The organism is Paucibacter sp. XJ19-41 (genome assembly GCF_028462495.1).
In the GTDB taxonomy this organism is placed as follows: Bacteria; Pseudomonadota; Gammaproteobacteria; order Burkholderiales; family Burkholderiaceae_C; genus Roseateles_E.
Map to the genome: position 1 here is coordinate 24,702 of NZ_JAQOWX010000010.1, position 24,890 is coordinate 49,591.

The 24,890-nt window shown below is 67.2% G+C and carries 19 protein-coding genes; 10 read left to right on the plus strand and 9 right to left on the minus strand.

Annotation, left to right across the window (positions count from 1 at the left end; all coding sequences use genetic code 11):
- Nucleotide 1 precedes the first annotated feature (1 nt).
- Complete coding sequence (locus tag PO768_RS04275; protein ID WP_272645047.1) at nt 2-1,906, minus strand: PhoX family protein; 1,905 nt, start codon at nt 1,904-1,906, stop codon at nt 2-4.
- A gap of 100 nt (nt 1,907-2,006) precedes the next feature.
- The gene (locus PO768_RS04280; RefSeq protein WP_272645048.1) at nt 2,007-3,833 is read right to left on the minus strand and encodes a S8 family peptidase; all 1,827 of its coding nucleotides are present in this window, start codon (nt 3,831-3,833) and stop codon (nt 2,007-2,009) included.
- A 304-nt stretch (nt 3,834-4,137) separates the two neighbouring features.
- On the opposite strand from PO768_RS04280, the gene PO768_RS04285 reads away from it, so the two are divergent.
- On the plus strand, nt 4,138-6,165 hold the full coding sequence (locus PO768_RS04285) for a M13 family metallopeptidase (protein WP_272645049.1): 2,028 nt from the start codon (nt 4,138-4,140) through the stop codon (nt 6,163-6,165).
- Nucleotides 6,166-6,169: 4 nt separating this feature from the next.
- Here PO768_RS04285 and PO768_RS04290 read toward each other — a convergent pair whose 3' ends face one another.
- Nucleotides 6,170-6,613, minus strand: a complete 444-nt coding sequence (locus PO768_RS04290) for an HIT family protein (protein ID WP_442953171.1) — start codon at nt 6,611-6,613, stop codon at nt 6,170-6,172.
- 242 nt (nt 6,614-6,855) lie between these two features.
- Here PO768_RS04290 and PO768_RS04295 point away from each other — a divergent pair, with 242 nt between their 5' ends.
- The 3 genes from PO768_RS04295 to PO768_RS04305 all read left to right on the plus strand — a co-directional run bounded on the left by PO768_RS04295 (nt 6,856) and on the right by PO768_RS04305 (nt 10,610).
- A complete protein-coding gene (locus PO768_RS04295; protein ID WP_272645050.1) occupies nt 6,856-7,290 on the plus strand; it encodes a hypothetical protein in 435 nt (144 codons plus the stop codon).
- 71 nt (nt 7,291-7,361) lie between these two features.
- Nucleotides 7,362-8,351 carry a Bug family tripartite tricarboxylate transporter substrate binding protein gene (locus PO768_RS04300; RefSeq protein WP_272645051.1) on the plus strand — a complete coding sequence of 330 codons (990 nt, stop codon included), beginning with the start codon at nt 7,362-7,364 and terminating at the stop codon, nt 8,349-8,351.
- A 312-nt stretch (nt 8,352-8,663) separates the two neighbouring features.
- Entirely contained in the window at nt 8,664-10,610 is a 1,947-nt protein-coding gene (locus PO768_RS04305) for a Cache 3/Cache 2 fusion domain-containing protein (RefSeq protein ID WP_272645052.1), read from the plus strand.
- A gap of 12 nt (nt 10,611-10,622) precedes the next feature.
- Here the strand turns inward: PO768_RS04305 and PO768_RS04310 are convergent, their stop codons facing one another.
- On the minus strand, nt 10,623-14,543 hold the full coding sequence (locus PO768_RS04310; protein ID WP_442953172.1) for a DUF3683 domain-containing protein: 3,921 nt from the start codon (nt 14,541-14,543) through the stop codon (nt 10,623-10,625).
- Between the two features lie 498 nt (nt 14,544-15,041).
- Between PO768_RS04310 and ugpB the strand changes: the two genes are divergently transcribed.
- The 5 genes from ugpB (at nt 15,042) to ugpQ (ending at nt 20,050) form a co-directional block, all read left to right on the plus strand.
- Complete coding sequence (gene ugpB / locus PO768_RS04315; RefSeq protein ID WP_272645053.1) at nt 15,042-16,346, plus strand: sn-glycerol-3-phosphate ABC transporter substrate-binding protein UgpB; 1,305 nt, start codon at nt 15,042-15,044, stop codon at nt 16,344-16,346.
- A 79-nt stretch (nt 16,347-16,425) separates the two neighbouring features.
- Nucleotides 16,426-17,313 (plus strand): sn-glycerol-3-phosphate ABC transporter permease UgpA, encoded by an 888-nt coding sequence (gene ugpA / locus PO768_RS04320; RefSeq protein ID WP_272645054.1) that lies wholly within the window; start codon nt 16,426-16,428, stop codon nt 17,311-17,313.
- A gap of 1 nt (nt 17,314) precedes the next feature.
- Nucleotides 17,315-18,169, plus strand: a complete 855-nt coding sequence (ugpE, locus tag PO768_RS04325; RefSeq protein ID WP_272645055.1) for a sn-glycerol-3-phosphate ABC transporter permease UgpE — start codon at nt 17,315-17,317, stop codon at nt 18,167-18,169.
- 66 nt (nt 18,170-18,235) lie between these two features.
- Nucleotides 18,236-19,306, plus strand: a complete 1,071-nt coding sequence (locus PO768_RS04330) for a sn-glycerol-3-phosphate import ATP-binding protein UgpC (RefSeq protein ID WP_272645056.1) — start codon at nt 18,236-18,238, stop codon at nt 19,304-19,306.
- Between the two features lie 3 nt (nt 19,307-19,309).
- Nucleotides 19,310-20,050 carry a glycerophosphodiester phosphodiesterase gene (ugpQ, locus tag PO768_RS04335; RefSeq protein ID WP_272645057.1) on the plus strand — a complete coding sequence of 247 codons (741 nt, stop codon included), beginning with the start codon at nt 19,310-19,312 and terminating at the stop codon, nt 20,048-20,050.
- 24 nt (nt 20,051-20,074) lie between these two features.
- Here ugpQ and PO768_RS04340 read toward each other — a convergent pair whose 3' ends face one another.
- From PO768_RS04340 to PO768_RS04355, 4 genes are read right to left on the minus strand one after another with little or no spacing between them, the layout of a single operon-like run.
- Nucleotides 20,075-20,344: a hypothetical protein gene (locus PO768_RS04340; RefSeq protein ID WP_272645058.1), complete on the minus strand. Its 270-nt coding sequence runs from the start codon at nt 20,342-20,344 to the stop codon at nt 20,075-20,077.
- A 50-nt stretch (nt 20,345-20,394) separates the two neighbouring features.
- Nucleotides 20,395-20,964 (minus strand): hypothetical protein, encoded by a 570-nt coding sequence (locus PO768_RS04345; RefSeq protein WP_272645059.1) that lies wholly within the window; start codon nt 20,962-20,964, stop codon nt 20,395-20,397.
- A 10-nt stretch (nt 20,965-20,974) separates the two neighbouring features.
- Entirely contained in the window at nt 20,975-23,161 is a 2,187-nt protein-coding gene (locus PO768_RS04350) for a xanthine dehydrogenase family protein molybdopterin-binding subunit (RefSeq protein ID WP_272645060.1), read from the minus strand.
- The gene (locus tag PO768_RS04355) at nt 23,158-23,628 is read right to left on the minus strand and encodes a (2Fe-2S)-binding protein (RefSeq protein WP_272645081.1); all 471 of its coding nucleotides are present in this window, start codon (nt 23,626-23,628) and stop codon (nt 23,158-23,160) included. Before PO768_RS04355 ends, PO768_RS04350 begins: the two co-directional genes overlap by 4 nt.
- A gap of 123 nt (nt 23,629-23,751) precedes the next feature.
- Between PO768_RS04355 and PO768_RS04360 the strand changes: the two genes are divergently transcribed.
- Nucleotides 23,752-24,675, plus strand: coding sequence for an AraC family transcriptional regulator (locus PO768_RS04360; RefSeq protein ID WP_272645061.1), 924 nt, complete (start codon nt 23,752-23,754; stop codon nt 24,673-24,675).
- Nucleotides 24,676-24,725: 50 nt separating this feature from the next.
- Here the strand turns inward: PO768_RS04360 and PO768_RS04365 are convergent, their stop codons facing one another.
- Nucleotides 24,726-24,857: a GNAT family N-acetyltransferase gene (locus PO768_RS04365; RefSeq protein WP_272645062.1), complete on the minus strand. Its 132-nt coding sequence runs from the start codon at nt 24,855-24,857 to the stop codon at nt 24,726-24,728.
- Nucleotides 24,858-24,890 lie beyond the last annotated feature (33 nt).

Below are 24,890 nucleotides of genomic sequence, written 5' to 3' on the forward strand. Positions count from 1 at the left end.
TTCAGCTGCCTATCACCCCACCATCGAGCTTGCGCACCACCACGGTGGCCGAGCGGGGCCGGCCGTCGGGGCGCTGGTCGGGCCAGTTGGAGAAGCGGCGCGGCTGGGCCGGGTCGCTGCGCTCGCTGGGGCTCTCGCCCGGGTGCTGGATATTGATGAACATGGTGCGGCCATCGGGCGTCATCGTCGCACCGGTGACCTCGCTGCCGGCCGGGCCGGTCAGGAAGCGCCGCACCTCGCCGCTGCGCGGATCGGCGGCCAGCATGCAGTTATTGCCCAGCCGGGCCAGATCGCCCTTGCCCATCGCCGAGGTGGACATATCGGTCTGTATCCACAGCACGCCGCGCCCATCGACCCACAGGCCGTCGGGGCAGCCGAAGGCATCGCCCTTGATATTGCCCTTGGCCTCGGCACGCTCGTTGGCCGGGTCGCCGGCCAGCACGAAATGGTTCCAGGCGAGCGTCGTGGCGTCGAAATCGCCCTGCTCCTTCCAGCGGATGATGTGGCCCATGCTGTTGTTGGCGCGCGGATTGGCCGCATCGACAGCCGGCTGCTTGTCGCCGGCACGGTTGCTGTTATTGGTCAGCGTGCAGTAGACATAGCCCTCCTTGTCCACCGCGATCCATTCGGGCCGGTCCATCTTGGTAGCACCCAGCAGATCGCTGGCCTGGCGGCTCTTGATCACGACCTCACCCTGGTCGGCGAAGCCGGCAGCCGCGCTCAGCGGGCCCTGGCCCTGGCTCAGCGCCAGCCAGCGGCCCGTGCCATCGGCGTCGAAGCGAGCGACGTAGAGCGTGCCGTGGTCCAGCAACTCGCTATTGGCGGCCAAGCCCCCAGGGCGAATCTTGTCGCGGCTGACGAATTTGTAGATGTACTCGAAGCGGGCGTCCTCGCCCATATAGACCACGGCGCGGCCGTCCTGGGTCACCGCCACCGTCGCGCCCTCGTGGGCCGCGCGGCCCAGCGCGGTGCGCTTGACCGGCACGCTGCTGGGGTTGAAGGGGTCGATCTCGACCACCCAGCCGAAACGGTTGGGCTCGTGGGGATGCTTGACCGCGTCGAAGCGCTCGTCGTGCTCGTGCCAGCGGTAGCCGGCCGGGTCGCCCTTGCGCAGGCCCCAGCGGCGCTGGTGCGCATCGGGCGCGTCCGGACCCTTGAAGTAGTTGATGAAGTTTTCTTCGCAGGTCAGGTAGGTGCCCCAGGGCGTGATGCCGCTGGCGCAGTTGTTCAGCGTGCCCAGCACGCGGCGGCCGCTGGCGTCCTGCGCGGTCTGCATCAGCGCGTGGCCGGCGGCCGGGCCGGCCAGCTGCATCGGCGTGTAGGCGGTGATGCGGCGCGCCCAGGGCGAAGGCCGCACCAGCTCCCAGCGTCCGCTGGGCTGCTGCTGTACCTCGATCACCGAGACGCCGTGTGCGGCCTGGGCCTTGCGCACCTTCTGGGCGTTCCAGCTCTGCATGCCGTCGGTGTGCAAGAGGCCATCGTCGCTGTATTCATGGTTCATCACCAGCAGGCCGGACTTGGAGCCCTCCTGGGCGAAGAAATGGATGCCGTCGTGGTGCATGCCCAGCTGGGTTTCCTGCTGGGCCGCCGTGTTGCTGCCGTCGAAGCGAAAGGCGCTGTCCTCACCCGACAGCCCGACCGGCTCGCCCCAGGCCGCGATCACCTGGGCGCTGTAGCCCTCGGGCACCACGATGGCATCCGCCGTCGACACCGGCACGCTCTTGAAACCCAGCAGCGGGCCACCCAGGACCCCGCCGCTGGCGCAGCCGCCAAGACCCAGCAGGCCGCCGAGGCCCAGACCCAGGCCGCCGCGCAGCAAGCTGCGGCGGGCCGGGTCGGAAACCTCGTGGATGCTGGTGTTGGCGCTGCGGTTGCTGTCTTCCATCGTCAGGAAATCCTTGGCCATTGCGGTCTGCCTCGTCTGGGTGGATGCCAAAACCGCGAGCTTGACCCGCCAACGATGACAAAACCATGACAGACCGCGCCGACCAAGGCGCCATGACGACTTACCAGCTCAGGCTCAGCGAGTAGTTCACATTGGTGCTGCCGCTGTAGTAGTAGACCCGCACATAGAAGTTCTGAGTCGTGCTGCCGGCGTTGCGGTAGCTGGCGCTGTCGGTCAGGCCGACATCGCGCTCGCTGCGCGCGACCACGGTACCGGCGCTGTTGACGATGTGCAGGTCGTAGTCGGTGCTGCCATTGGGCATGGGCAGGCTGGCCGACAGGGTGCGCCCGGCCGGCAGACTGACGCGGAAGTAGTCCGAATCGGTGCTGCTGGACAGCACCGCGCGCAGACTGCGCGGCGCGGCCACCGCATTGGCCTGGGCCAGGCTGTTATTGGGCTCGACTTCGTCCAGCAACGGCGGGGGGCCGCTGATGGCCAGCACCGCCGCGTGCGCGTCCAGCAGGCCGCTGCCGCACTGGCTGCAAGTGCCCGGGAAGGCGCGCGCGCTGCTCTTCAGCGCGGCGGCGATCTGGTCGGGCGTGGCGCTGGGCTTGGCGCTGAACATCAGGGCCGCGACCCCGGCCACATGGGGGGCGGCCATCGAGGTGCCCTGGTAGAAGGCGTAGTTGTCGGCGGCCGGCGTGCTGGTGCCGGTGTTCAAGGTGGACAGGATGCCGTTGCTGGTGCCCGCGCCGGTGTTGCCGCCGGGCGCGGCCAGCGCCACGACCGCGCCGTAATTGGAGTACGGGGCGCGCGCGCCGTAGCGGTCGGTCGCGGCCACCGTGACCACGCCCGAGCAGCTGGCCGGGCTGAAGTTGGCGGCATTGGCATTGGAGTTGCCGGCCGCCACCACCACCACCGAGCCGCGCGAGCGGGCCCCGTTGACAGCGCTCTGGGTCGTGCTGTCGCAGCTGCCGCCGCCGCCCAGCGACAGGTTCAGCACCTTGGCCGGCGTGGCATTGGCCGGCACGCCGGGCACGCTGCCGCCCGAGGCCCAGATGATGCCGTCGGCGATGTCCGAGGTGTAGCCGCCGCAGCGGCCCAGCACCCGCACCGTCTGCAGCTTGGCGTTGAAGGCAATGCCGGCGATGCCGGCCGCGTTATTGGTGCGCGCCGCGATGGTGCCGGCCACATGGGTGCCGTGCCAACTGCTGTTGCGCGCGCCGCTGCCGGCGCCGCACTGGCCGGCGCTGCTCCAGTCGCCCGGGTCGCTGGGGTCGGCGTCGCGGCCGCCGCCGTCATTGGCGGTGGGCACATTGGCGATCATGTCGTAGCCGGCCACGGTCTGGCCGGACAGATCGGCATGGGGGCGGATGCCGGTGTCGATCACCGCCACCACGACGCCGGCGCCGGTGGCCAAGTCCCAGGCGGCCGGCGCGCGGATGCCGCCGGTGGCTTCGAACAGATCCCATTGCTGGCTGTACTGGCTGTCATTGGGCGTCAGCAGCGCATACATCTTGCGGTCGGGCTCGGCGTACTCGATGTCCGGGTCCTCGGCCTTGAGCCGGGCCGCCAGCGCCTGCATCTCGGCCAGCGGCAGGGCGCGGTCCAGGCCCATCACATGGGCGCCGACGCCGCTCTGGCGCAGCAGCTGCAGCTTCAGGCCGCGCTGCGAGACCAGGCCGCGAGCCCGCTCGACACGCTGGCTCAAGGTGCCGGCCTCCAGCACCCGGGCCCGGGTCACCAGCTGGCCGCGCTCCAGCACGGCCTCACTGGCATCGCGGTACTTGATGATCAGGCGATCGGTCTCGCTGCTCGGCACGGCGCGCAGCCCCGGGTCATCGGCCTCGGCGGCGGACTGGCCGGCCTGGGCGGCACCGGCAGCGGCCAGCGCCAGCGCCAGCAAGACCGGCTTGCGGCCGGCACGGAATCGACGAAGTGAGTGCATGAATGAAACTCTCCGAAGTCGGGCGCTTGGCCTTGCGCGGCATGACGCCCTGGCTGGCCCCCGGTGGGGAGCCTGATCTCCGCCAGAACGAGCGGATAGCCCGGCGGCGGCAGTGGCTTCCGCGGGCCGGTTCCGGACCCGGCCCGCGAAAGTGGGCGCAGTGTAGGCACGCCAAACGGGCGCATATCGCCCACCTGTCAACCCTTGCAGGGCGGGCAAACCCGGGCGCCGATGGCGGTCCCGATGGCCGACAGCGCTGCTTGCCGCTACGCTGGCCGGCTCATCCAAGATCGCACCAAAACCGATGCCACGCCTGACAAAAATCGCCGCCGCCCTGCTGATCGCCGGCACCTTCGCCCTGCCCTCGGCGCAGGCGCTGGACCTCAAGAATCTGTCGCCCGATGTTGCCCCCTGCAATGACTTTTACGAGTTTGTGAACGGCCGCTGGGACGCCGCCACGCCGCTGCCCGACGGTCGCGCGCGCATCGGCAGCTTCATCGATCTGCGCATCGCCAATGACGCCATCCTGCAGCAAGGCCTGGACGAGCTGATCGCCAAACCGGCGCTGCAGACCAGCCCGGGGCTGAAAGCCGTGGCGGCCTTCTATGCCAGCGGCATGGACCTGGCCGCCATCGAGGCCGGCGGCCTCAAGGCCTTGCGGCCGCTGCTGGCCCAGATCGCGGCGCTGCGCGGGCCGGCCGATCTGCCGGCGGCGCTGGCGGCACTGAACCGGGTGCAGGTGGCGGCACCGCTGAACGCCTATGTCTGGCACGACCCCAAGGACACGCGCCGCCATGCGCTGATCTTTGCCCAGGCCGGCTTGGGCCTGCCCGACCGTGAGGACTATTTCAAGAGCGATGCGGTCTCGGCTCGCCTGCAGGCCGCTTATCGCGCCTACGCCAAGACGCTGCTGGCGGCCGCCGGACTGCCGGCCGAGGCCGCCGATATCGAGGCGCTGATGGCTTTCGAGACCCGGCTGGCCGAGGCCTCGCGCACCCGCGTCAAGCTGCGCGAACCGAACGCCAACTACAACCCCTTCGATGCCAAGGCACTGGCGGCGGCCGCGCCGGGCTTCGACTGGGCCGCCTATCTGGCCGCCTACACCGGCCGGCCCGAAGGCGTGGCGCGTTTCATCATGGGCCAGCCCGAGTTCGCCCAGCGACTGGGCGAGCTGGCGACCGACGCCGCGCCAGCCGTCTGGCGCAGCTATCTGAGCCTGCGCCTGCTGGACGCCAGCGCGGCGCGCTTGCCCAAGGTCTTTGCCGACGCACATTTCGCTTATCACGGCGCCGCCATCGCCGGGCTGAAGGCGCCAGCGCCGCGCAGCGAAGACGTGATCGTGAGCATCGGCGGGCGCACCGGCAGCGCGCCAGTGGGCCTGGCCCTGGGCGAGCTCTTCGTGGCCAAAGCCTTCCCGGCCGAGGCGCAGGCGCGCTCGCTGCAACTGGTGGCCGATATCAAGGCAGCGATGCGCAGCCGCATCGAGGGCCTGGCCTGGATGAGCGCGCCGACCAAGCAGCGCGCGCTGGCCAAGCTCGACGCGATGGCCTTGAAGATAGGCGCGCCCGAGCGCTGGCCCGACTATGCCGGACTGCAACTGAAGGCCGATGACTACGCCGGCAATGCGCTGCGCGTCAGCGCCTGGCAGAGCGCCCAGCGCCTGGCCGATCTGGACCGGCCGGTGGACCGCTCGCGCTGGACCACCAGCCCGCACATCGTCAACGCCTTTGCCGGCGGGCTCAACGAGATCATCTTTCCGGCCGGCATCCTGCAGCCGCCCTTCTTCGACGCCCGGGCCGATGACGCGGTCAACTACGGCGGCATCGGCATGGTGATCGGCCACGAGATCACGCACCACTTCGACGACCGCGGCCGCCAGTACGACAGCGTCGGCAATCTGGCCGACTGGTGGACGCCCGAGGACGCGGCCGCCTACCAGGCCCGGGCCGCGCAGGTGGCCGCGCTCTACAGCGGCTATGAGCCGCTGCCGGGCCAGCGCATCAACGGCCAGCAGATGCTGGGCGAGAACATCTCCGACATCGCCGGCATGCCGATCGCCTTCGAGGGCCTGCAGCGCGCACTGGCCCGCAGCGGCGCCCGCGACAAGGTCGACGGCTACACGCCCGAGCAGCGCTTCTTCCTGTCCAACGCGCTGATCTGGCGCACCAAGATGCGCAACGAGCTGCTGATCAACCAGCTGCGCACCGGCCAGCACTCGCCGCCCAAGTACCGGGTGCTGGGCCCGATGTCCAATCTGCCGGCCTTTGCCCAGGCCTTTGCCTGCAAACCCGGTGACGCGATGGTGGCGGCCGAGCCGATCAGGGTCTGGTGAGGGCTCAGTCCGCGGCCGTCACGGCGGCCGCGATGGCCGCGTCCAGCGCCGGCAGGCGCTGACGCAGCACCGCCAGTCGGGCCTCATCGGCGGGGCGCTGAGCGCTGCCCCAGACCGGGTTCGGGTAGTGGCTGTCCCAGTCGAAGCGGGCGATCACATGCCAGTGCAGATGGGGCACGACATTGCCCAGGCTGGCGAGATTGATCTTGGTCGGGGCCAGGTCTTGCCTGAGCAGCCTCTCGATGCGGTTGACGGCTTCCATGCAGGCCAAGCGAGCGACGGCGTCGAGATCGCTGAACTCGGCCACATGGGCGCGCCAGATCAGGCGATAAAAAGCCGGGAACGCGGCCTCCTCGGCGCGGATCACGCGCCACAACGGGGTTTGTGCGACCAGCAGACCGCCGTCGTCGCGGCACAGCGGGCAGTCGGATTGAGTGGTGATGTCCATGGCAGAGGCACTGTAACCGGCCACGCGGCTTCGTCATGACTTCCGGCACGCAAGGCCCGTCGCAGCGGGGTTTGTGACGAAATCAGTTCGTCGCGAAATCCGGTCGATCATCCTCCGGCTTTGGCATTTGGTCGCGGTGACCTTGGTCCGACCCCAGGGGCAACCCTAGGCTGTGCCCATGTTCCGGAGCCAGCGCTCCGGTTCTTCGCACCCACCGACAGCCATCGATCAAGGAGATCCCCATGACCAAGACCCTGTACCGCACACTGAGCGCCACCGCACTGCTTCTGCTCGCCGGCCTGGCCCAAGCCCAGTCTCAACCCGAGGGGCTCAAGCGCGTCGAAGTCAGCGGCAAGCAAGGCGAACCGGTGCGCCGCGATGTCAGCCGCAGCTGCCCGGGCGTCGCCGCCACACTGCAAGAGGCACTGGAAAGGTCCTGGCACCTCGAAGAGCAGGAGGCCACGGTGCGCGTCTCGTTCCGCCTGCAGGGCGAGGACACCACCGAGGTCAAGTCGCAGGGCGGGCCATTGGCCTACCGTACCGCCGTGCGCCGTGCGGTCAATGCCATGCAGTGCACCAAGCAGGCCACGGACGGCCAGCTCTACAGCTTCGAGATCAGCTTCGTGGCGCCGAAAGACGAAGACGGCAGCTATCGCGTGGCGCTGCAGGAGAACTGACAGCGCAGCGGCGGCGGTGGCCCTCTAAGATGGGCGGCACTGTGTTGCCTGCCCACCGCCAAGGACTGCTGATGCCCACTCCGTTGATGACCCGCCGCCTGTTCTGCCTTGCCCCGTTTGGACTGGCTTTTTTGGCCCTGGCCCCGTTGGCGGCTCAGGCCGACACCTGGCCCAGCAAACCGATACGCTGGGTCGTGGCCTACCCGGCCGGCGGCGGCTCGGACTTCCTGGCGCGCCAGCTCGCCCCGGCACTGGGCGCGCAGCTGGGCCAGACCCTGGTGATCGAGAACCGGCCCGGCGCCGGCGGCATGATTGGTACCGATGTGGCGGCCAAGGCGCCAGCCGATGGCTACACCCTGCTGACCGGCGACAACGGCGCGATGGTGTTCAACAGCGCGATGTACAAGAAGCTGCCCTATGCCCCCGGCGACTTCACGCCGGTGGGCTTCATGGCGCGCTTCCCGCTGATCCTGGTCGTGAATCCGAACTCCGGCTTCAGCAGCGCCCGCCAATGGCTGGACGAGGTGCGCAAGAGCCCCGGCAAGTACAGCTATGCCTCGCCAGGCATCGGCAGCCCGCACCATCTGGCGATGGAGCTGCTGAAGGAGCGCAGCGGCAGCTTCATCGTCCATGTGCCCTACCGCGGCACGGCCTTCTCGACCCAGGACCTGATCGCCGGCGTACTGCCCATGGGCATTCTGGACACGGCCGCCGGCCTGCCGCATATCCGCGCCGGCAAGCTCCGGGCGCTGGCCGTGCTGTCGCCCAAGCGCGTGCCGCAGCTGCCCGAGGTGCCAAGCTTTGCCGAGCTGGGGCTCAAGGGCGTGGACGTGGCGGCCTGGCAGGGGCTGTTCGTACCCAAGGGCACGCCCGAGCCTATCGTCAAGCGGCTCACCGCCGAGATGCAGAAGGCCATCGCACTGCCTGAGGTCAAGGCCAGGCTGGAAGACTTCGGCCTTGAAGTGGCCCCAAGCGACGGGCCGACGCTGGGCCGCTTCGTGCAGCAGGAAACCCAGTTCTGGCATGCGCTGATCCGGGAGCGCAAGCTCGCGGCCGACTGAACGACGGGCCTGCAAATTTTTCACGGATTGATCGAGATCAAGCCACGAGATCCGGGTTTCTGATAGCTCGGCGCCCCCGGGGCGGGGCGATTGCCGTACATTGCGCCCTTGCCCGATCGGGCGAGTGCGATGCGCGGACCGCGCCTCTCTTCCAAGCACCAGCGCCAGCCGCATAGACAAGGCGAGCACGCCCTCAGGGCTCGTTCTGCGGCATGGCACCGATCCCCATGCATAGACCCCGCTGAGCCCACCCGGCTGCAGCGAGAGCCGCGCGTGCGCATCGCAATGCCTGGCTCGCCACCGAAGAGCATCATGAGAATCGACAACTCCGACCCCCGTGCAGCGACCCTGGGCTACGCCAGCGTGGCGCGCCGCGTCTCGCTGATCACCTGCCTGGGCATCGCCACCCTGCTGATCGCCATCTGCGCCCTGATCTCCTGGCTGCTGACCGAGCAGGCGCGCCAGCGCAGCGTTGACTACATGGCCAGCGAGGCCGCCGCCGTCGCGCGGGTAGCCGATGCGCTGGACCGCACCGCCCGTCAATCGGCCGACCGGCTCTACGCGGTGCTGGCCGCCGAGCTGACCGGCAGCTTCGCGCTGCAAGGCGAGGCCGAGCTGACGCACGAGGGCCAGGCCCTGGCCGGCGAGTTGGGTCTGGTGGATCGCTTCAGCGCCAAGACCGGTGGCGTGGCCACCATCTTCGCGCGCAAGGGCGAGGACTTCATGCGCATCACCACCTCGCTGACCAAGCAGGATGGCTCGCGCGCGATGGGCACGCTGCTGGGCAGCCAGCATCCGGCCTTCGCCAAGATGATGGCCGGCGGCAGCTATGTCGGCCCGGCCACGCTGTTCGGTGTGCCCTTCATGACGCGCTACCAGGCCATCAAGGACGCCCAGGGCCAGGTGGTCGGCATCCTCTTCGTCGGCTTCGATATGCGCGGCCTGCAGCAGGAGCTGGTGGCGATGGCCCAGGCCGTGAAGCTCTACGAGAGCGGCGGCCTCTACATCATCGACCCGGCCAAGTCGGCCGCCGACGCCTATCTGCGCGCCCATCCGAGCGCCCAGGGCAAGAAGCTGGCCGAGCTGTTGCCGGATGGTGCCGAACGCCTGCTGAAAGCGCTGGCCGAGGCGCCCAAGGGCCTGCTCAGCGAGGCCCCGGCCCTGTACAACGACAAGCATGACGACGCTTTCGCGGTGGCGCAGCGCAGCGAGGGCACCGGCTGGTGGGTGGTGCCCGAGGCCTCGCAATCGACCGCGCTGGCCGCGCACTACCGTTCGCTGCAGGCCTTGTGGGGCCTGATGATGCTGGCCGTGCTGGTGCTGGGCCTGGGCATCACCGCGCTGCTGCGCCGCTGGGTGGGCCAGCCGCTGGAAGCGCTGAACGGCGCGGTGCAAGCGATTGCCGACGGTGATCTGACTCAGCCGGTCGGTGTCGCACGCCGCGACGATATCGGCGCGCTAGCGACCGGCGTGGAAACCATGCGCCAGCAGCTCGCGGGCACGATTGCCGAGGTCTCGCGCGCCAGCGACCAGATCGGTCTGGCCAGCGCCGAGGTGGCGGCCGGCAGCCGCGATCTGTCGCAGCGCACCGAGCAGTCGGCCAGCCGCCTGCAGGAGACGGCCGGCGCGATGGAAGAGCTGTCCGGCTCGATGAGCCAGACGGCGGCCGCCGCCGAGCAGGCGCATCAGTTCGTCGGCGCGTCCGACCAGGCGGCCGAGCATGGCGGCCAGGTGGTGGCGCAGGTGGTGCAGACCATGGAGCAGATCCGCGGCGCCAGCGCCCAAATCGCCGAGATCACCGGCACCATCGACTCGATCGCCTTCCAGACCAATATCCTGGCGCTGAACGCCGCCGTCGAGGCGGCCCGCGCCGGCGAGCAGGGGCGCGGCTTCGCGGTGGTGGCCAGCGAGGTGCGGGTGCTGGCGCAGCGCAGCGCCGAAGCGGCCAAGCAGATCCGCAGCCTGATCAGCAGCAGCGGCGAGAAGGTCGAGTCCGGTGCCCGCCTGGTCGGCGAGGCCGGCACGGCGATGCAGGAGATCCTGGGCAGCGTCAAGCGCGTGGCCGGCATCATCGGTGAGATCTCGACCGCCGCCCGCGAGCAGGCCATCGGCGTGGGCCAGATCAACGCGGCCGTGGCCGATCTGGATCAGGGCACGCAGCAAAACGCGGCCCTGGTGGAGCAGAGCACGGCCGCCGCCGAGAGCCTGCAGGAGCAGGCCGACAAGCTCGTGCAGCAGGTCGGCCGTTTTCGCGTCTGATCAGCCGCCCGTTCAGACCAACACGCGCTCGATGCCGCCGGCGTTGGCCTTGGCCACGTACTCCGGCATCCAGTCCTTGCCGAGGATCTGGTTGGCCATCTCGACGACGATGTAGTCAGCTTCCAGCAGGCCGTTCTGCAGGTCGCCGCCATAACGGCTCAGGCCCTGCAGGCAGCTCGGGCAGGAGGTCAGGATCTTCAGGTTCTCGGCAGCCGCGACCTTGCCGCTCTCACGCAACTGGGTCTCGGTCTTGCGCAGCTCCTCCTCCTTGCGGAAGCGGATCTGGGTCGAGATGTCGGGACGAGTGACACCCAGCGTGCCACTCTCGCCGCAGCAGCGCTCGCTCTTGACCACCTCGGCGCCGACCAGGGCCTTGACCGTCTTCATCGGGTCCTGCAGCTTCATCGGGCTGTGGCAGGGGTCGTGGTAGAGGAAGGCCTGCTTGCTGTCGAGTGTGATGCCCTTCTCCAGCAGGTATTCGTGGATGTCGATGATGCGGCAGCCCGGGAAGATGTCCTCGAACTTATAGCCCTGGAGCTGGTCATAGCAGGTGCCGCAGCTCACCACCACGGTCTTGATGTCCAGGTAGTTCAGCGTGTTGGCGACGCGGTGGAACAGCACCCGGTTGTCGGTGATGATCTTCTCGGCCTTGTCGAACTGGCCCGAGCCGCGCTGCGGGTAGCCGCAGCACAAATAGCCCGGCGGCAGCACGGTCTGCACCCCGGCATGCCAGAGCATGGCCTGGGTCGCCAGGCCCACCTGGCTGAACAGGCGCTCCGAGCCGCAGCCCGGGAAATAGAACACCGCCTCGGTCTCGGCCGTCGTCGCCTTGGGGTTGCGGATGATGGGGACGTAGTCCTTGTCTTCGATATCCAGCAGCGCCCGCGCGGTCTTCTTCGGCAGGCCGCCCGGCAGCTTCTTGTTGATGAAGTGGATCACCTGCTCCTTGATCGGCGCGGCACCCAGGGTCGCGCGCGGCGCGGCGGTCTGCTTCTTCGCAAAAGTCTTCAGCAGGTCGTGGGCCAGGCGCTGGGCCTTGAAGCCCACGCCCACCATCGCGCTGCGTGCCAGCTTGATGGTCTCGGGATTGGTGGCATTGAGCATCAGCATCGCGGCGGCATTGCCGGGGCGCCAGCTCTTCTGGCCCATCTTGCGCAAGAGATTGCGCATATTCATCGTCACATCGCCGAAGTCGATCTTGACCGGGCAGGGATTCGCGCATTTGTGGCAGACCGTGCAATGGTCGGCCACATCCTCGAACTCCTGCCAGTGCTTGATCGAGACGCCGCGGCGGGTCTGCTCCTCGTAGAGGAAGGCCTCGACCAAGAGCGAGGTCGCCAGGATCTTGTTGCGCGGGCTGTAGAGCAGATTGGCGCGCGGCACATGAGTCGCGCAGACCGGCTTGCACTTGCCGCAGCGCAGGCAGTCCTTGACGCTGTCGGCGATCGCACCGATATCGCTCTGCTGCATGATCAGCGACTCATGGCCCATCAGCCCGAAGCTCGGGGTGTAGGCATTGGTCAGATCGGCATAGGTGGTCAGCGACTCGGGGCCGCCCAGGCGCAAGAGCTTGCCTTTGTTGAAGCGGCCCTCGGGGTCAATCCTTGCCTTGTAGTCGGCAAAGGGCGCCAGCTCGGCGTCGCTGAGGAACTCCAGCTTGGTGATGCCGATGCCGTGCTCGCCCGAGATCACGCCGTCCAGGCTGCGTGCCAGCTTCATGATGCGGGCGACGGCTTCGTGCGCCGTCTGCAGCATCTGGTAGTTGTCGGAGTTGACCGGGATATTGGTGTGCACATTGCCGTCGCCGGCATGCATGTGCAGCGCCACCCAGACCCGGCCGCGCAGCACTTCCTTGTGGATGCGTTTGCATTCGTCCAGGATCTGCGCGAAGGCGCCGCCGCTGAAGATGTCCTGCAGCGGTTTGAAGATCTGGGTCTTCCACGAGGCCCGCAGGCTGTGGTCCTGCAGCTGGTCGAAGAAGCTGCGTTCCTCGCCACGGGCTATATCCAGCTCCTGCATCCACTGCTGCCACTGCGCCCGCACCTCGGCCAGCAGGCTCAGCGCCTGCGCGACGCGGTCGCCGAGCAACTCGGCGCTGGGGATCTCGCTGGCATCGTCGGTCTTGCCCAGCGGCAGATTGCCGCGCTCGAAAAAGGCCTGCAGCTCGTCCACCAGGGCCAGCTTGTTGCGCAGCGAGAGCTCGATATTGATGCGCTCGATGCCCAGCGTGTACTCGCCCATGCGCGGCAAGGGGATCACGACGTCCTCGTTCACCTTGAAGGCATTGGTGTGCTTGGAGATCGCGGCGGTGCGCTTGCGGTCCAGCCAGAACTTCTTGCGCGCATCGGCGCTGATCGCGACAAAGCCCTCGCCGCTGCGGCCGTTGGCCAGGCGCACCACCTCGGAGGTCGCCCGCGCTACCGCATCGGCGTCTTCGCCGACGATGTCGCCGACCAGCACCATCTTGGGCAGGCCGCCGCGCTTGCTCTTGGTGGCGTAACCCACCGCCTTCAGATAGCGGTCGTCCAAATGCTCCAGGCCCGCAAGAATGGCGCCGCCGGGCTTTTGCGCCTCGGCAAACATGAAGTCGCGGATCTCGACGATGGAGGGCACGCAGTCCTTCGGGTTGCCGAAGAACTCCAGGCAGACGGTGCGCACATGGGCGGGCATCTTATGCACGACCCAGCGGGCGCTGGTGATCAGGCCGTCGCAGCCCTCTTTCTGGATGCCGGGCAGGCCGGCCAGGAACTTGTCGGTAACGTCCTTGCCCAGGCCCTCCTTGCGGAAGGTGCGGCCAGGGATGTTGAGAACCTCGGTGCGCTCGAGCTTCTTGCCGCTGGCATCGAAATAGCGCAGCTCGAAGCTGGCCGTCTCCACATCATGGATCTTGCCCAGGTTGTGGTTGAGCCGGATGACCTCCAGCCACTTCGCCTCGGGCGTGACCATGCGCCAGCTGGCCAGATTGTCCAGTGCCGTGCCCCACAGCACGGCCTTCTTGCCGCCGGCATTCATCGCCACATTGCCGCCGACGCAGCTGGCCTCGGCCGACGTGGGATCGACCGCGAACACATAGCCATGCTGCTCGGCCAGGTCGGCCACGCGCTGGGTGACGACGCCGGCCTCGCTCCAGATCGTCGCGACCGGCTTGTCGACGCCGGGCAGCGCCATCACCTCGACGCCGCGCAGCGCTTCAAGCTTCTCGGTATTGATGACCGCGCTGTTCCATACCAGCGGCACGGCGCCGCCGGTATAGCCGGTGCCGCCGCCGCGCGGGATGATGGTCAGGCCCAGCTCGATGCAGCCCTTGACCAGATGGGCCATCTCGGCCTCGGTATCCGGGGTCAGCACGACAAAGGGGTACTCGACCCGCCAGTCGGTCGCGTCGGTCACATGCGAGACGCGCGACAGGCCGTCGAACTTGATATTGTCCTTGGCGGTGCGCTTGCCCAGCAGGCGAGTGGCGCGCCGGCGCAGCTCGGCCACCTCGTCGAACTGGCTGGAGAACTGCTGCACCGCCCGGCGCGCCGCCGCCAGCAGCTCGCCCACCGAGGCGTCGCGCTGAGGGTCGCTGGCCGGGTCGCGGCGCTTCTCGACCTCGTGCAGCCGGTGGTTCAGCGCTTCGATCAACTGGCCCCGGCGCTTCGGGTTGTCCAACAGGTCGTCCTGCAGATAGGGGTTGCGCTGCACCACCCAGATATCGCCCAGCACCTCGTACAGCATCCGGGCCGAGCGGCCGGTGCGGCGTTCCTCGCGCAGCCGGTTCAACAGCTCCCAGGCACGCGTGCCCAGCAGACGGATGACGATCTCGCGGTCGGAGAAGGAGGTGTAGTTGTAGGGAATCTCGCGCAGCCGGGCGGCGTGCGGGGCGTCCTCATGCCCGGCGGCGGCGGTGTGGGTCGGGTCGACAGGCATCAGCGGATGCGGTGCATTCATGGCGGCCAGGCGCTTGCGCACCCTTGGTTGGCCGGGCAGCCGGTCAAGACGGAACACCCGGCGAAAGCTGGAAATCTCTCGTTCGATCTGCATCGACGCGCCGGGCTTGTGACCTGCTGGCGGGGATGCGGGCGGCAGCCTCATCAGGTGCGCACACCGGCATGACACCGGCAGCCAACCCCACTCGCGTCGGGTCCGTGATCCTACCGCAGTGCAACATGCCCGCCCTGCGCACGGCCGAGAGCCCCTGCCGGGCAGACCTGTTTGGGGCGGATTGGGCAGGCGGCTGTGGCGCGCACACCAATGACAGCGCACCAAATTACAACGCCGGCGCCGTGTTCAGGCGCATCGGGCACCACATCCGGGCCAGGCCCTATTGCCCGCACGCAATGAGCATGTCACAACACGGATGTCACAATTGACACATAAGCTTATTGGCTCATGCTGTGATCCAGATGATCCACACCAGCCCTGTCAAATAACGGAGCATCCAAGACAATGAAAGCACAACACCTCGTCGCCGCGCTGCTGGCCGCCGGCATCGCGTCCAGCGCCCAGGCACAAACCGAAGTCCAGTGGTGGCATTCCATGGGCGGCGCCCTGGGCGACTGGGTCAATGACCTCGCCAAGGACTTCAACGCCAGCCAAAAAGACTACAAGATCGTGCCCACCTTCAAGGGCAGCTATGACGAGTCGATGACGGCCGCGATCGCCGCCTTCCGCGCCGGCAATGCGCCGCACATCCTGCAGGTCTTCGAGGTCGGCACGGCCACGATGATGGCCAGCAAGGGCGCCGTCGTGCCGGTGGGCGAAGTGATGAAGAAGGCCGGCGTCAGCTTCGATCCGGGCGCCTATGTGCCTGCCGTGGCTGGCTACTACACGGCCCCCAACGGCCAGATGCTGAGCTTCCCCTTCAACAGCTCGACCACCGTGCTGCACTACAACAAGGACGCTCTGAAGGCCGCCGGCGTGAACCCCGACCAGCCGCCCAAGACCTGGTCCGAAGTGGCCCTGGTGGCTGCCAAGCTCAAGGCCAGCGGCCACAAGTGCCCGTTCACCACCAGCTGGCAGAGCTGGACCCAGCTGGAGAGCTTCTCGGCCTGGCATAACGTCGAGTTCGCGACCAAGGGCAATGGCTTCGGTGGCGTAGACACGCGCCTGACTTTCAACTCGCCGCTGCATGTGCGCCATATCGAGAATATGGCCAATATGGCAAAGCAAGGCCTGTTCGTCTATAAGGGCCGCGGCAATGCGGCCGACGCGACCTATGTGTCGGGCGAGTGCGCGATGACCACCGGTTCCTCGGCGCTGTACGGCAATACCAAGCGCAATGCCAAGTTCGCCTTCGGCATCTCCAGCCTGCCCTATTACCACGATGTGGCCGGCGCGCCGCAAAACACCGTGATCGGCGGCGCCAGCCTGTGGGTGATGTCGGGCAAGAAGGCCGAGGAGTACAAGGGCGTGGCCCAGTTCTTCGCCTTCCTCTCCAAGCCCGAGGAGGCAGCCAAGAGCCATCAGCGCACCGGTTACCTGCCGCTGACCAAGGCCTCCTACGACATGACCGAGAAGAGTGGCTTCTACAAGGCCAACCCTGGCACCGATGTGTCGGTCGAGCAGATGATTCGCAAGACCACCGACAAGTCGCGCGGCATTCGCCTGGGTAACTTCGTCCAAATTCGCACCATCATCGACGAGGAAATGGAACAGGTCTGGGGCGGCAAGAAGAGCGCCAAGGAAGGCCTGGACGCTGCGGTCAAGCGCGGCAACGAGCAGCTGGAGCGCTTCCAGAAAGCCAATAAGTAAGCCCCTGGGCTGAGAAAAAACGACCCGCCGCCCTGGCCTGACCGGGGCGGCGGGATGATGTTTTTGGGAAGGGACACCAATGTCCGTAGAGAAACGCGTGCTTTTCAAATCGGGATGGCTGCCCTGGGTGCTGATCGCGCCTCAGTTCATCGTCATCACCGTGTTCTTTTTCTGGCCCGCAGGCCAGGCACTGCTGCAATCGCTGCAGCAGCAAGATGCCTTCGGCATGTCCACCGAATGGGTAGGACTGCAGAACTTCCGCCAGCTCTTCAGTGACGAGAGCTATCTGGCCTCATTCAAGATCACCGCCCTTTTCTCCGCGCTGGTAGCCGTCTGTGGTCTGGCCATCGCGCTGCTTCTGGCCGTGATGGCTGATCGCGTGATCAAGGGCGCGATGGCCTACAAGACGCTGCTGATCTGGCCCTATGCCGTGGCGCCGGCGGTCGCGGGCGTGCTGTGGCTGTTCATGTTCGCGCCGTCAATCGGTGTGGTCTCCTACATGCTGCAAGCCGCCGGCATGGACTGGAACCATCTGCTCAACGGCAACCATGCCATGACGCTGATCGTGGTCGCCGCGGTCTGGAAGCAGATCTCCTACAACTTCCTGTTCTTCCTCGCTGGCCTGCAGTCGATCCCGAAATCGCTGATCGAGGCGGCGGCCATCGATGGTGCCAGCCCCTGGCGGCGCTTCTGGACGATTGTGTTCCCGCTGCTCTCGCCGACCACCTTCTTCCTGCTGGTGATCAACGTTGTCTACGCCTTCTTCGACACCTTCGCCATCGTCGACGCGACCACCCATGGTGGTCCCGGCAAGGACACGTCCATCCTGGTCTACAAGGTCTACTACGATGGCTTCAAGGCCATGGACCTGGGCGGCTCGGCCGCGCAATCGGTGGTGCTGATGGTGGTGGTGATCGCGCTCACCGTGCTGCAGTTCCGTTTTGTCGAGAAGAAAGTGCAGTACTGATATGGTCGAAAAACGTCCCGCCCTGACTCTGCTGGCCCATCTGACGCTGATACTCGGCGTGCTGATCGTGGCCTTCCCGGTCTACCTGACCTTTGTGGCCTCGACCCAGAGCTCCGAGCAGATCGCGCAGAGCCGCCCCCTCTCGCTGCTGCCCGGCGACCATTCGCTGGAGACCTGGAAGCTCGCGCTTTTCGGCGGCAAGACCAGCGCCGGCAGCACGATTCCGGCGGCTTTGCCGATGCTGAAGGTCAGCCTGATCAGCGCCTTGGTGATCTCCATCGGCAAGATCGCCATTTCGCTGCTGTCGGCCTTTGCCATCGTCTACTTCCGCTTCCCCTTCAAGCAGTTCTTCTTCTGGGCCATCTTCATCACGCTGATGCTGCCGGTCGAGGTGCGCATCGGTCCGACCTACCAGGTCGTCTCCGATCTGGGCATGCTCAATAGCTATGCCGGGCTGACCGTGCCGCTGATCGCCTCGGCCACTGCCACCTTCCTGTTCCGGCAGTTCTTCATGACGGTGCCGGACGAGTTGGTGGAGGCTGCGCGCATGGACGGCGCAGGCCCGATGCGCTTCTTCAAGGATGTGCTGCTGCCGCTATCGCGCACCAGCATCGCTGCGCTCTTCGTGATCCAGTTCATCTACGGCTGGAACCAGTATCTGTGGCCGCTGCTGGTGACGACCCAGGAAGATATGTACCCGGTCGTGATGGGTATCAAGCGCCTGGTTGCCGGCGAGTCCTACACCGAGTGGAACGTTGTGATGGCTACCGCGCTGCTGGCGATGATCCCGCCGGCGCTGGTCGTGATGCTGATGCAGAAGTGGTTCGTCAAGGGCCTGGTTGACACGGAAAAATAATGGACTTGTGGTACAGACCGCCGCCGCGTGGCGGCAAGCTCTGTCCCCAACTGACTAGAGAACAAGATGGCAAGCATTTCCCTTCGCAATGTGGTCAAGCGTTATGGCCACGGCCCCAAGGCCAATCAGGTCATCCACGGCGTCAACGCCGAGATCAAGGATGGCGAGTTCATCGTCATCGTCGGCCCCTCGGGCTGCGGCAAGAGCACCTTGCTGCGCATGGTGGCGGGGCTGGAGGAGATCTCCGGCGGCGAGATCGCCATCGGCCCGCGCGTGGTCAACGACATCGAGCCGGCCGAGCGCGATATCGCGATGGTGTTCCAGAACTACGCGCTCTACCCGCATATGAGCGTGTTCGAGAACATGGCTTACGGCCTGAAGATCAAGAAGGTGCCGATAGCCGAGATCAAGACCCGCGTCGACAAGGCCGCCAAGATCCTCGAGCTGGGCCATCTGCTGGACCGCACGCCGCGCGCCTTGTCCGGCGGCCAGCGTCAGCGCGTCGCGATGGGCCGTGCCATCGTGCGCAACCCGCAGGTCTTTCTGTTCGACGAGCCGCTGTCGAATCTGGACGCCAAGCTGCGCGCCCAGACCCGTCTGGAGATTCAGAAGCTGCACCGCGAGCTGGGCGTGACCTCGCTGTTCGTGACCCACGACCAGGTCGAGGCCATGACCCTGGCACAGCGCATGATCGTGATGAACAGCGGCCATATGGAGCAGATCGGCACACCCGAGGAGGTCTACCAGCGCCCCGCCACCACCTTCGTCGCCAGCTTCATCGGCTCGCCGCCTATGAATCTGCTGAAGGGCCAGGCCAAGGGCAACAGCTTCACGGTCGGCGGCATCACCCTGGCCCTGCCGGCCCCCGCGCCGCGCGATGGCGAGCTGATCCTGGGCCTGCGCCCCGAGCATCTGGACCACTGGAATGCCAGCAGCGGCTGGCCCCTGAAGGTCGAGATGATCGAGATGCTGGGCGCCGAGCGCCTGGTCTATGGACGGCTGGGCAGCGAGCAGTTCACCCTGCGCATCGACGGCACCCTGGTGCCGCCGGCCGTCGGCGACATGCTGATGCTGGAGCTCAGCGACAAGCAGCTGCACTGGTTCGACGCGCAGACGCAAAAGCGCGTCGGGAGCTGAGTCATGAGCGCCTCCTGGCCGATGCCGTTCTGGATCGCCCATCGCGGCGCCGGCAAGCTCGCACCGGAGAACACGCTGGCCGCCTTCCGCGAGGGTGCACGGCATGGCTATCGCGCCTTCGAGTGCGATGTGAAGCTGAGCGCCGACGGCATCCCCTTCCTGCTGCATGACGCGACGCTGAACCGCACCACGCCCGAGCGCGGTGTGGCCGGTGAACGCGGCTGGGCCGAGCTCGCGCGCATCGATGCCGGCGCCTGGCACAGCCGCGCCTATGCGGGCGAGCCGATTCCCAGCCTGGACGCGCTGGCCCGCTATGTCATCGCGAACCGATTCGCGCTGAACATCGAGATCAAGCCGACGCCGGGCCAGGAACTCGTCACCGGACAGGTCGTCGGTCGCGAGGTGCTGCGCCTGTGGGCCGGCTCGGGCCTGCTGCCGCTGTTCAGCTCCTTCCAGCCCGAGGCCCTGGCCGGCGCCCGCGAGACCGCGCCGGACTTGCCTCGCGGCCTGCTGCTGGACCAGCTGTCGGATGGCTGGCTGGATCAAGCCCTGCGCCTGCAATGCCGCGCCGTGATCACGAACTATGCGCTGATGAACCAGGCCCTGGTCGAGCAGCTGCATGCGGCCGGGCTGAAGGCCCTGGTCTACACCGTCAACGACCCCGCCTCGGCCGAGTGGCTGATCGGCAATGGGGTGGACGGCATCATCACCGATGCGGTGGACAGGTTCTCGCCTGCGGGGTGATCCCGCAATGCCCTGCAGGCCGGATCAGCCGCGTGTCAGCTGCCAGATTGCGATACCGGCAGCCACGGCCGGCACGGCGAAGACCAGCAGCAGGATTGGTGACTCCTGGCGCACGGTGTAGCCCGCATGGCTGACGCCGACCCACATATTGACGCCAGCCACCACCAGCCAGACCGGCACAAAGGCCTTGGCGGCCAGCGCCATGCCCGCCGCGCTGGCGCCCCAGAGCCAGCCGAACAGCACGAAGACCCCCAGCAAAACCAAGCCGGCGACTATCACCATCAATACATGCATCTCAAATCCTCGGTCGGGAGGCGCTCCACGATGGCAGCGTCCCTGTCTGGCTACTTCGCACCGGCTGAGCAAGCACCGCCCGCCGCTGCCCAGGTCTCCAAAGCCTTCACGAAGTCCGCATGGCTCAGGCTCGGCGTGCTGCGGCCATCGCCGGGGTTCCAGGCCCACAGCACCAGCGGATCGACTTTCATGTGATCGATCACCTGTGCCATGGTCTGGCGATTGCCGTTCTTGGCCGGGTCCTTGATGCTGCGGCAGAGCTGCGCACGGCTCAGGCCTTCCCAGGCCATCGACGTCGGCGCGAGGTGCCAGTGCGGGGCGCCGGGCACCCTGCCGTCGGCGCTGTTCTTGTCCTGATGGCAGGCGGCGCAGCGCATCGTCGGTGCGCCCTTGCCGTCGGCGCCGCGCACAATCATCTGCGCATGCGGCACTTGGGCATCCTTCTGGAACGGCTTCTCCGCCATATGGCAGTTCAGGCAGCGCGGATGCTGCAGCACACTGGCAATCGGGTCGAAGAGTTTTTCTGGCGAAGGAGGTTGGGGCTGCTGCGCCAGCGCGGCCAGCGGGGCCAGCAACGACCACAGGGCCAGAGGAGCGAGGAGTTTGCGGATGATGTTCATGGCCGGGTCCTCAGGCGATGCGGAACGAGTGCTTCAGCGGCAGCGAGCGCACCGGCTCGCCGGTGGCCGCGAAGATCGCATTGGCCAGCGCCGGAGCGACGACGGCCACGCCCGGCTCCCCCACCCCGCCCGGTTTCTCGAAACTGGGCACGACCACCACCTCGATCTTGGGCGTCTGGTACATGCGCATCACCGGGTAGTCGTCAAAGTTCGACTGTTCGACCTCGCCCTTGTCGAGCGTGATCTCGCCCCACAGCGCCGCCGACAAGGCAAACACGATGCTCGACTCCATCTGCGCAATGACCAGATCGGTGTTGATTGCGACGCCGCAGTCGATCGCGCAGCAGACGCGGTGCACGGCCAGCGTCTTGCCGGCGCCGACGCTGGCCTCGACCACATTGGCCACATAGCTGTTGTAGGACTCGTGCACGACGATGCCTCGATGTACGCCGGCCTTGGGTGGCCGGGACCAGTTCGCCAGCTTGGCGACCGCATCGAGCACCGCCAGGTGTCGCGGCTTGCCTTTGAGCAATTCGCGACGCAGCTGCAACGGGTCCCGCTTGGCCGCAGCGGCCACCTCATCGAGGAAGCACTCGACCGCAAAAGCATTGAACGAGTGCCCCACCGAGCGCATCCACAGCACCGGCACCTGGTAGCGCGGCGTGTGCAGATCGACCTTCACGTTCGGGATCGCATAAGGCAGGCTGTCCGCCCCCTCGACCGAAAGATGGTCGACGCCGTTCTTAACGATGAAGCCCTCCATCACCGTGCTGGTCGCGATCGACTGCACCGCGATGCGGTCAGTCCAAGAGGTAATCCGGCCCTTGGCATCCAGTGTGGCGTTCATCCGGCAGTAGGCGGCCGGGCGGTAGTAGCCGCCCTGGATGTCCTGGTCGCGGGTCCAGATGAGCTTGACCGGTTGCTTGAGCGCCTTCGCGACATGCGCCGCCGCGGTGATGACATCGAAGCCCAGCGACGAGCGCCGGCCGAAGCCCCCGCCCGTCAGCATGGTGTGGACCTTCACCTGCTCCTTCTTCAACCCGAGGATCGCCGCCGTGACGTTCTGCTCGCCCTCGGGCCATTGCGTGCCCATCCAGACCTCGGCCCGGTCGGCGCCGCGGTAGTCGATCACCGCATGCAGCGGCTCCATCGTGGCATGGGTCAGATACGGAAAGTGGTAGTCGGCGCTCAGAGTCTTGGCGGCCGTCTTCTGCGCCTGCGCGACATCGCCGTCGATGCGTGCCGGCGTGCCATCCTGACCCATCAGGTTCCGATAGATGGCCCGCTGGTCGCTCGACGAGACGCGTTCGCCGGCGACGGGGTCCTGGAACAGCATCAGCGCATCGCGGCCGCGCTTGGCGCTCCAGAAGTCTTTCGCGACCACCGCAATGCCCTCCGGCACCTCGTAGACGCCGACCACCCCGGCGACGGCCCGGGTCGCCGTCGCGTCGTACCGGGCAAACTTGCCGCCGAACAGCGGCGGGCGCGCGATCAGGGCAGTCAGCATGCCGGGGATCTGCACATCCATGCCGAACTTGGCCGAGCCGTCCACCTTGGGCCAGGCATCGAGCCGGCGCACCGGCTTGCCGATGATCTTGAAGTCCTTCGGATCCTTCAGCGCCGGCGCGGCCGGCGGCGCGATGCCGACCGCCTCGCTGGCAAGTTCGCCATAGCTGGCGCTGCGCTGGCTGGCGGCATGGATCACCCGGCTGTTCTCGGTGCGTAGCGAGGCGGGCTCCACCTGCCAGCGCCGCGCCGCCGCCTGCATCAGCACCGCGCGCACCGCCGCGCCGGCACGGCGCTGCGGCTCGTACTGCGCCGGCGTCGTGACGCTGCCGCCGGTGAGTTGCTGGTGCAGCAAGGGGTTGGCATAGGCCGGATCGGTCGGCGACTGCTCCCAGCGCACGCGGCTCCAGTCGGCGTCCAGCTCCTCGGCCACCAGCATCGGGATCGCGGTGGCCACCCCCTGCCCCATCTCGGTATGGCCGACGATCACGGTGACGATATTGTCTGGCGTGATGCGCACGAAGGCGTTGGGCTGCAGCGCGCCGGTTGCGGCGGCCTGCGCGCTCGCGCTGCGCATCATGCCGGGTATAGCAGCGGGCATCACATAGCCGGCGAGCAGGCCGCCGCCGGCGAGCGCGCTGAGTTGCAGAAAGCCGCGCCGCGTGGTGGCGGTGGTGGCGGCCGCGCTCATGGCTTTGCTCCCGCCAGCTGTGCCGCAACTTGGTGCACCGCAGCCCGCATGCGCGGATACATGCCGCAACGGCAGATATTGCCCGACATGGCCTGGTCGATATCGGCATCGGTCGGCTTCGGGTTAGACGTCAGCAGGGCCACCGCCGCCATCACCTGGCCCGATTGACAGTAGCCGCACTGCGGGACGCTCAGGCTCACCCAGGCCTCCTGCACACGCTTGCCGATCGCCGTTGCGCCGATCGCTTCTATCGTCGTGATCGACTTGCCGGTCAGTGCTTCGGCCGGCGTCACGCAGGAGCGCACCGGCTGGCCGTCCACAAACACGGTGCAGGCGCCGCACAGCGCCGCACCGCAGCTGAACTTGGAGCCGGTGAGCTGCAGGTCTTCGCGCAGCACCCACAGCAGAGGTCGGTCATCGGGCGCCTGGATTTCACGGGCGGCGCCATTGATCATCAGTGTCGTCATTTGCATTCACCCCCGAATTCGAGGCCCATCGATACGGCAAATGCTATGGACAAGCGTCGAGGCGCGCCTTCACAATTCTTCTGACACTTTCAAATTCAACCCAGCTTTTTTCAAGGGCGCCCTGTGGCCGAACAAGCAGTGTGGGACGGTCTGAGAGCGCAGAGACCGCGCGTCATGGTCTCGCGTCAGCAGCTCTTGCGGCCCGATTTTTCGGCCCATGTGGTCACGGAGGATGTCCAGGCGCCCACCGACTGGTGTTTCCGAGAGGCGCATCACACCGTCGTGGTGCATCTGGCCGGTCAGTTGCAGCAGATGGAATCGGTCTTTTCCGTGGGACCGTCCACCGACATGCTGCCCGCCGTCGGCGACTGCTGGGTCATCCCGGCCGGCTGCCAGTACGCCGCACTGGCCCGGGGCGACCAGGTCAGCTTCGTCGAATTCCACATCCCGGCGGATCTTCCGAATGCGGGCGAACCCCGAGCAAGAGTCGGGCATCGCGACGCCTTTTTGCACCAGGCAAGCCTGCGGCTCGCGTCGCTGGCGCAGCGGACCGACGACATGGGCCTGATGATGCAGCAGGCCCTGCTGGACACGCTGCGCCTGCATCTGGCCGATGTGCTGCTTTGCGCCGGGCCGTCGGCGCCACCCCGACCGTCCGCGCAGACCTTCTCGGCCCGGCAGAAGGGTCTTCTCAGCGACTACATCGAGGCACATGTCGGCGGCACCATCACCGTGGAGGCGCTGGCAGCGGTGACCGGCCAGTCCATGGCCCGCTTCCTGGAATGCTTCAAGACCAGCTTCGGTACGACACCGTGGCAGTACGTCCTGCGCTTTCGGCTGGCCCGGGGTCAGCACTTGCTCACGAGTTCCTCCGCCAGCATCACGGCCATTGCATCAGCGGTCGGTTTTTCCAGCCCCAGCCATTTCGCGACCGCGTTCAGCCGGCTGCTTGGCGTCAGCCCCGCCCAATACCGCAGCGGGCGAGTCGCCGAGTCAGTGCCGAGGCGACTGCCAGACCCGCGGGACGGCGAGAAGGAGGGCCACTGATCTGTGCTACCGACCGAGATGTCTGCCCGCCCCCTTCACCCAATCCTCGATTACACCCGCGTATCCCGGGCCTCCCCGTTCGGGTACAGGGCATCGCGCCGCAGCACGCCCTCGAACTCGAAGCCGCAGCGCTCGGCCACCGCGCGGCTGCGGCTGATCGGCAACGGGGTGGACGGCATCATCACCGATGCGGTGACTGCGAAGGCCCTGCGGCT

Excerpts from the sequence above, each read along its gene's own strand:
- PO768_RS04275 (WP_272645047.1), bottom strand. The coding sequence starts at position 1,906 with ATGGCCAAGGATTTCCTGACGATGGAAGACAGCAACCGCAGCGCCAAC.
- PO768_RS04280 (WP_272645048.1), bottom strand. The coding sequence starts at position 3,833 with ATGCACTCACTTCGTCGATTCCGTGCCGGCCGCAAGCCGGTCTTGCTG.
- PO768_RS04285 (WP_272645049.1), top strand. The coding sequence starts at position 4,138 with ATGCCACGCCTGACAAAAATCGCCGCCGCCCTGCTGATCGCCGGCACC.
- PO768_RS04290 (WP_442953171.1), bottom strand. The coding sequence starts at position 6,613 with ATGGACATCACCACTCAATCCGACTGCCCGCTGTGCCGCGACGACGGC.
- PO768_RS04295 (WP_272645050.1), top strand. The coding sequence starts at position 6,856 with ATGACCAAGACCCTGTACCGCACACTGAGCGCCACCGCACTGCTTCTG.
- PO768_RS04300 (WP_272645051.1), top strand. The coding sequence starts at position 7,362 with ATGCCCACTCCGTTGATGACCCGCCGCCTGTTCTGCCTTGCCCCGTTT.
- PO768_RS04305 (WP_272645052.1), top strand. The coding sequence starts at position 8,664 with ATGAGAATCGACAACTCCGACCCCCGTGCAGCGACCCTGGGCTACGCC.
- PO768_RS04310 (WP_442953172.1), bottom strand. The coding sequence starts at position 14,543 with ATGAATGCACCGCATCCGCTGATGCCTGTCGACCCGACCCACACCGCC.
- ugpB (WP_272645053.1), top strand. The coding sequence starts at position 15,042 with ATGAAAGCACAACACCTCGTCGCCGCGCTGCTGGCCGCCGGCATCGCG.
- ugpA (WP_272645054.1), top strand. The coding sequence starts at position 16,426 with ATGTCCGTAGAGAAACGCGTGCTTTTCAAATCGGGATGGCTGCCCTGG.
- ugpE (WP_272645055.1), top strand. The coding sequence starts at position 17,315 with ATGGTCGAAAAACGTCCCGCCCTGACTCTGCTGGCCCATCTGACGCTG.
- PO768_RS04330 (WP_272645056.1), top strand. The coding sequence starts at position 18,236 with ATGGCAAGCATTTCCCTTCGCAATGTGGTCAAGCGTTATGGCCACGGC.
- ugpQ (WP_272645057.1), top strand. The coding sequence starts at position 19,310 with ATGAGCGCCTCCTGGCCGATGCCGTTCTGGATCGCCCATCGCGGCGCC.
- PO768_RS04340 (WP_272645058.1), bottom strand. The coding sequence starts at position 20,344 with ATGCATGTATTGATGGTGATAGTCGCCGGCTTGGTTTTGCTGGGGGTC.
- PO768_RS04345 (WP_272645059.1), bottom strand. The coding sequence starts at position 20,964 with ATGAACATCATCCGCAAACTCCTCGCTCCTCTGGCCCTGTGGTCGTTG.
- PO768_RS04350 (WP_272645060.1), bottom strand. The coding sequence starts at position 23,161 with ATGAGCGCGGCCGCCACCACCGCCACCACGCGGCGCGGCTTTCTGCAA.
- PO768_RS04355 (WP_272645081.1), bottom strand. The coding sequence starts at position 23,628 with ATGACGACACTGATGATCAATGGCGCCGCCCGTGAAATCCAGGCGCCC.
- PO768_RS04365 (WP_272645062.1), bottom strand. The coding sequence starts at position 24,857 with ATGATGCCGTCCACCCCGTTGCCGATCAGCCGCAGCCGCGCGGTGGCC.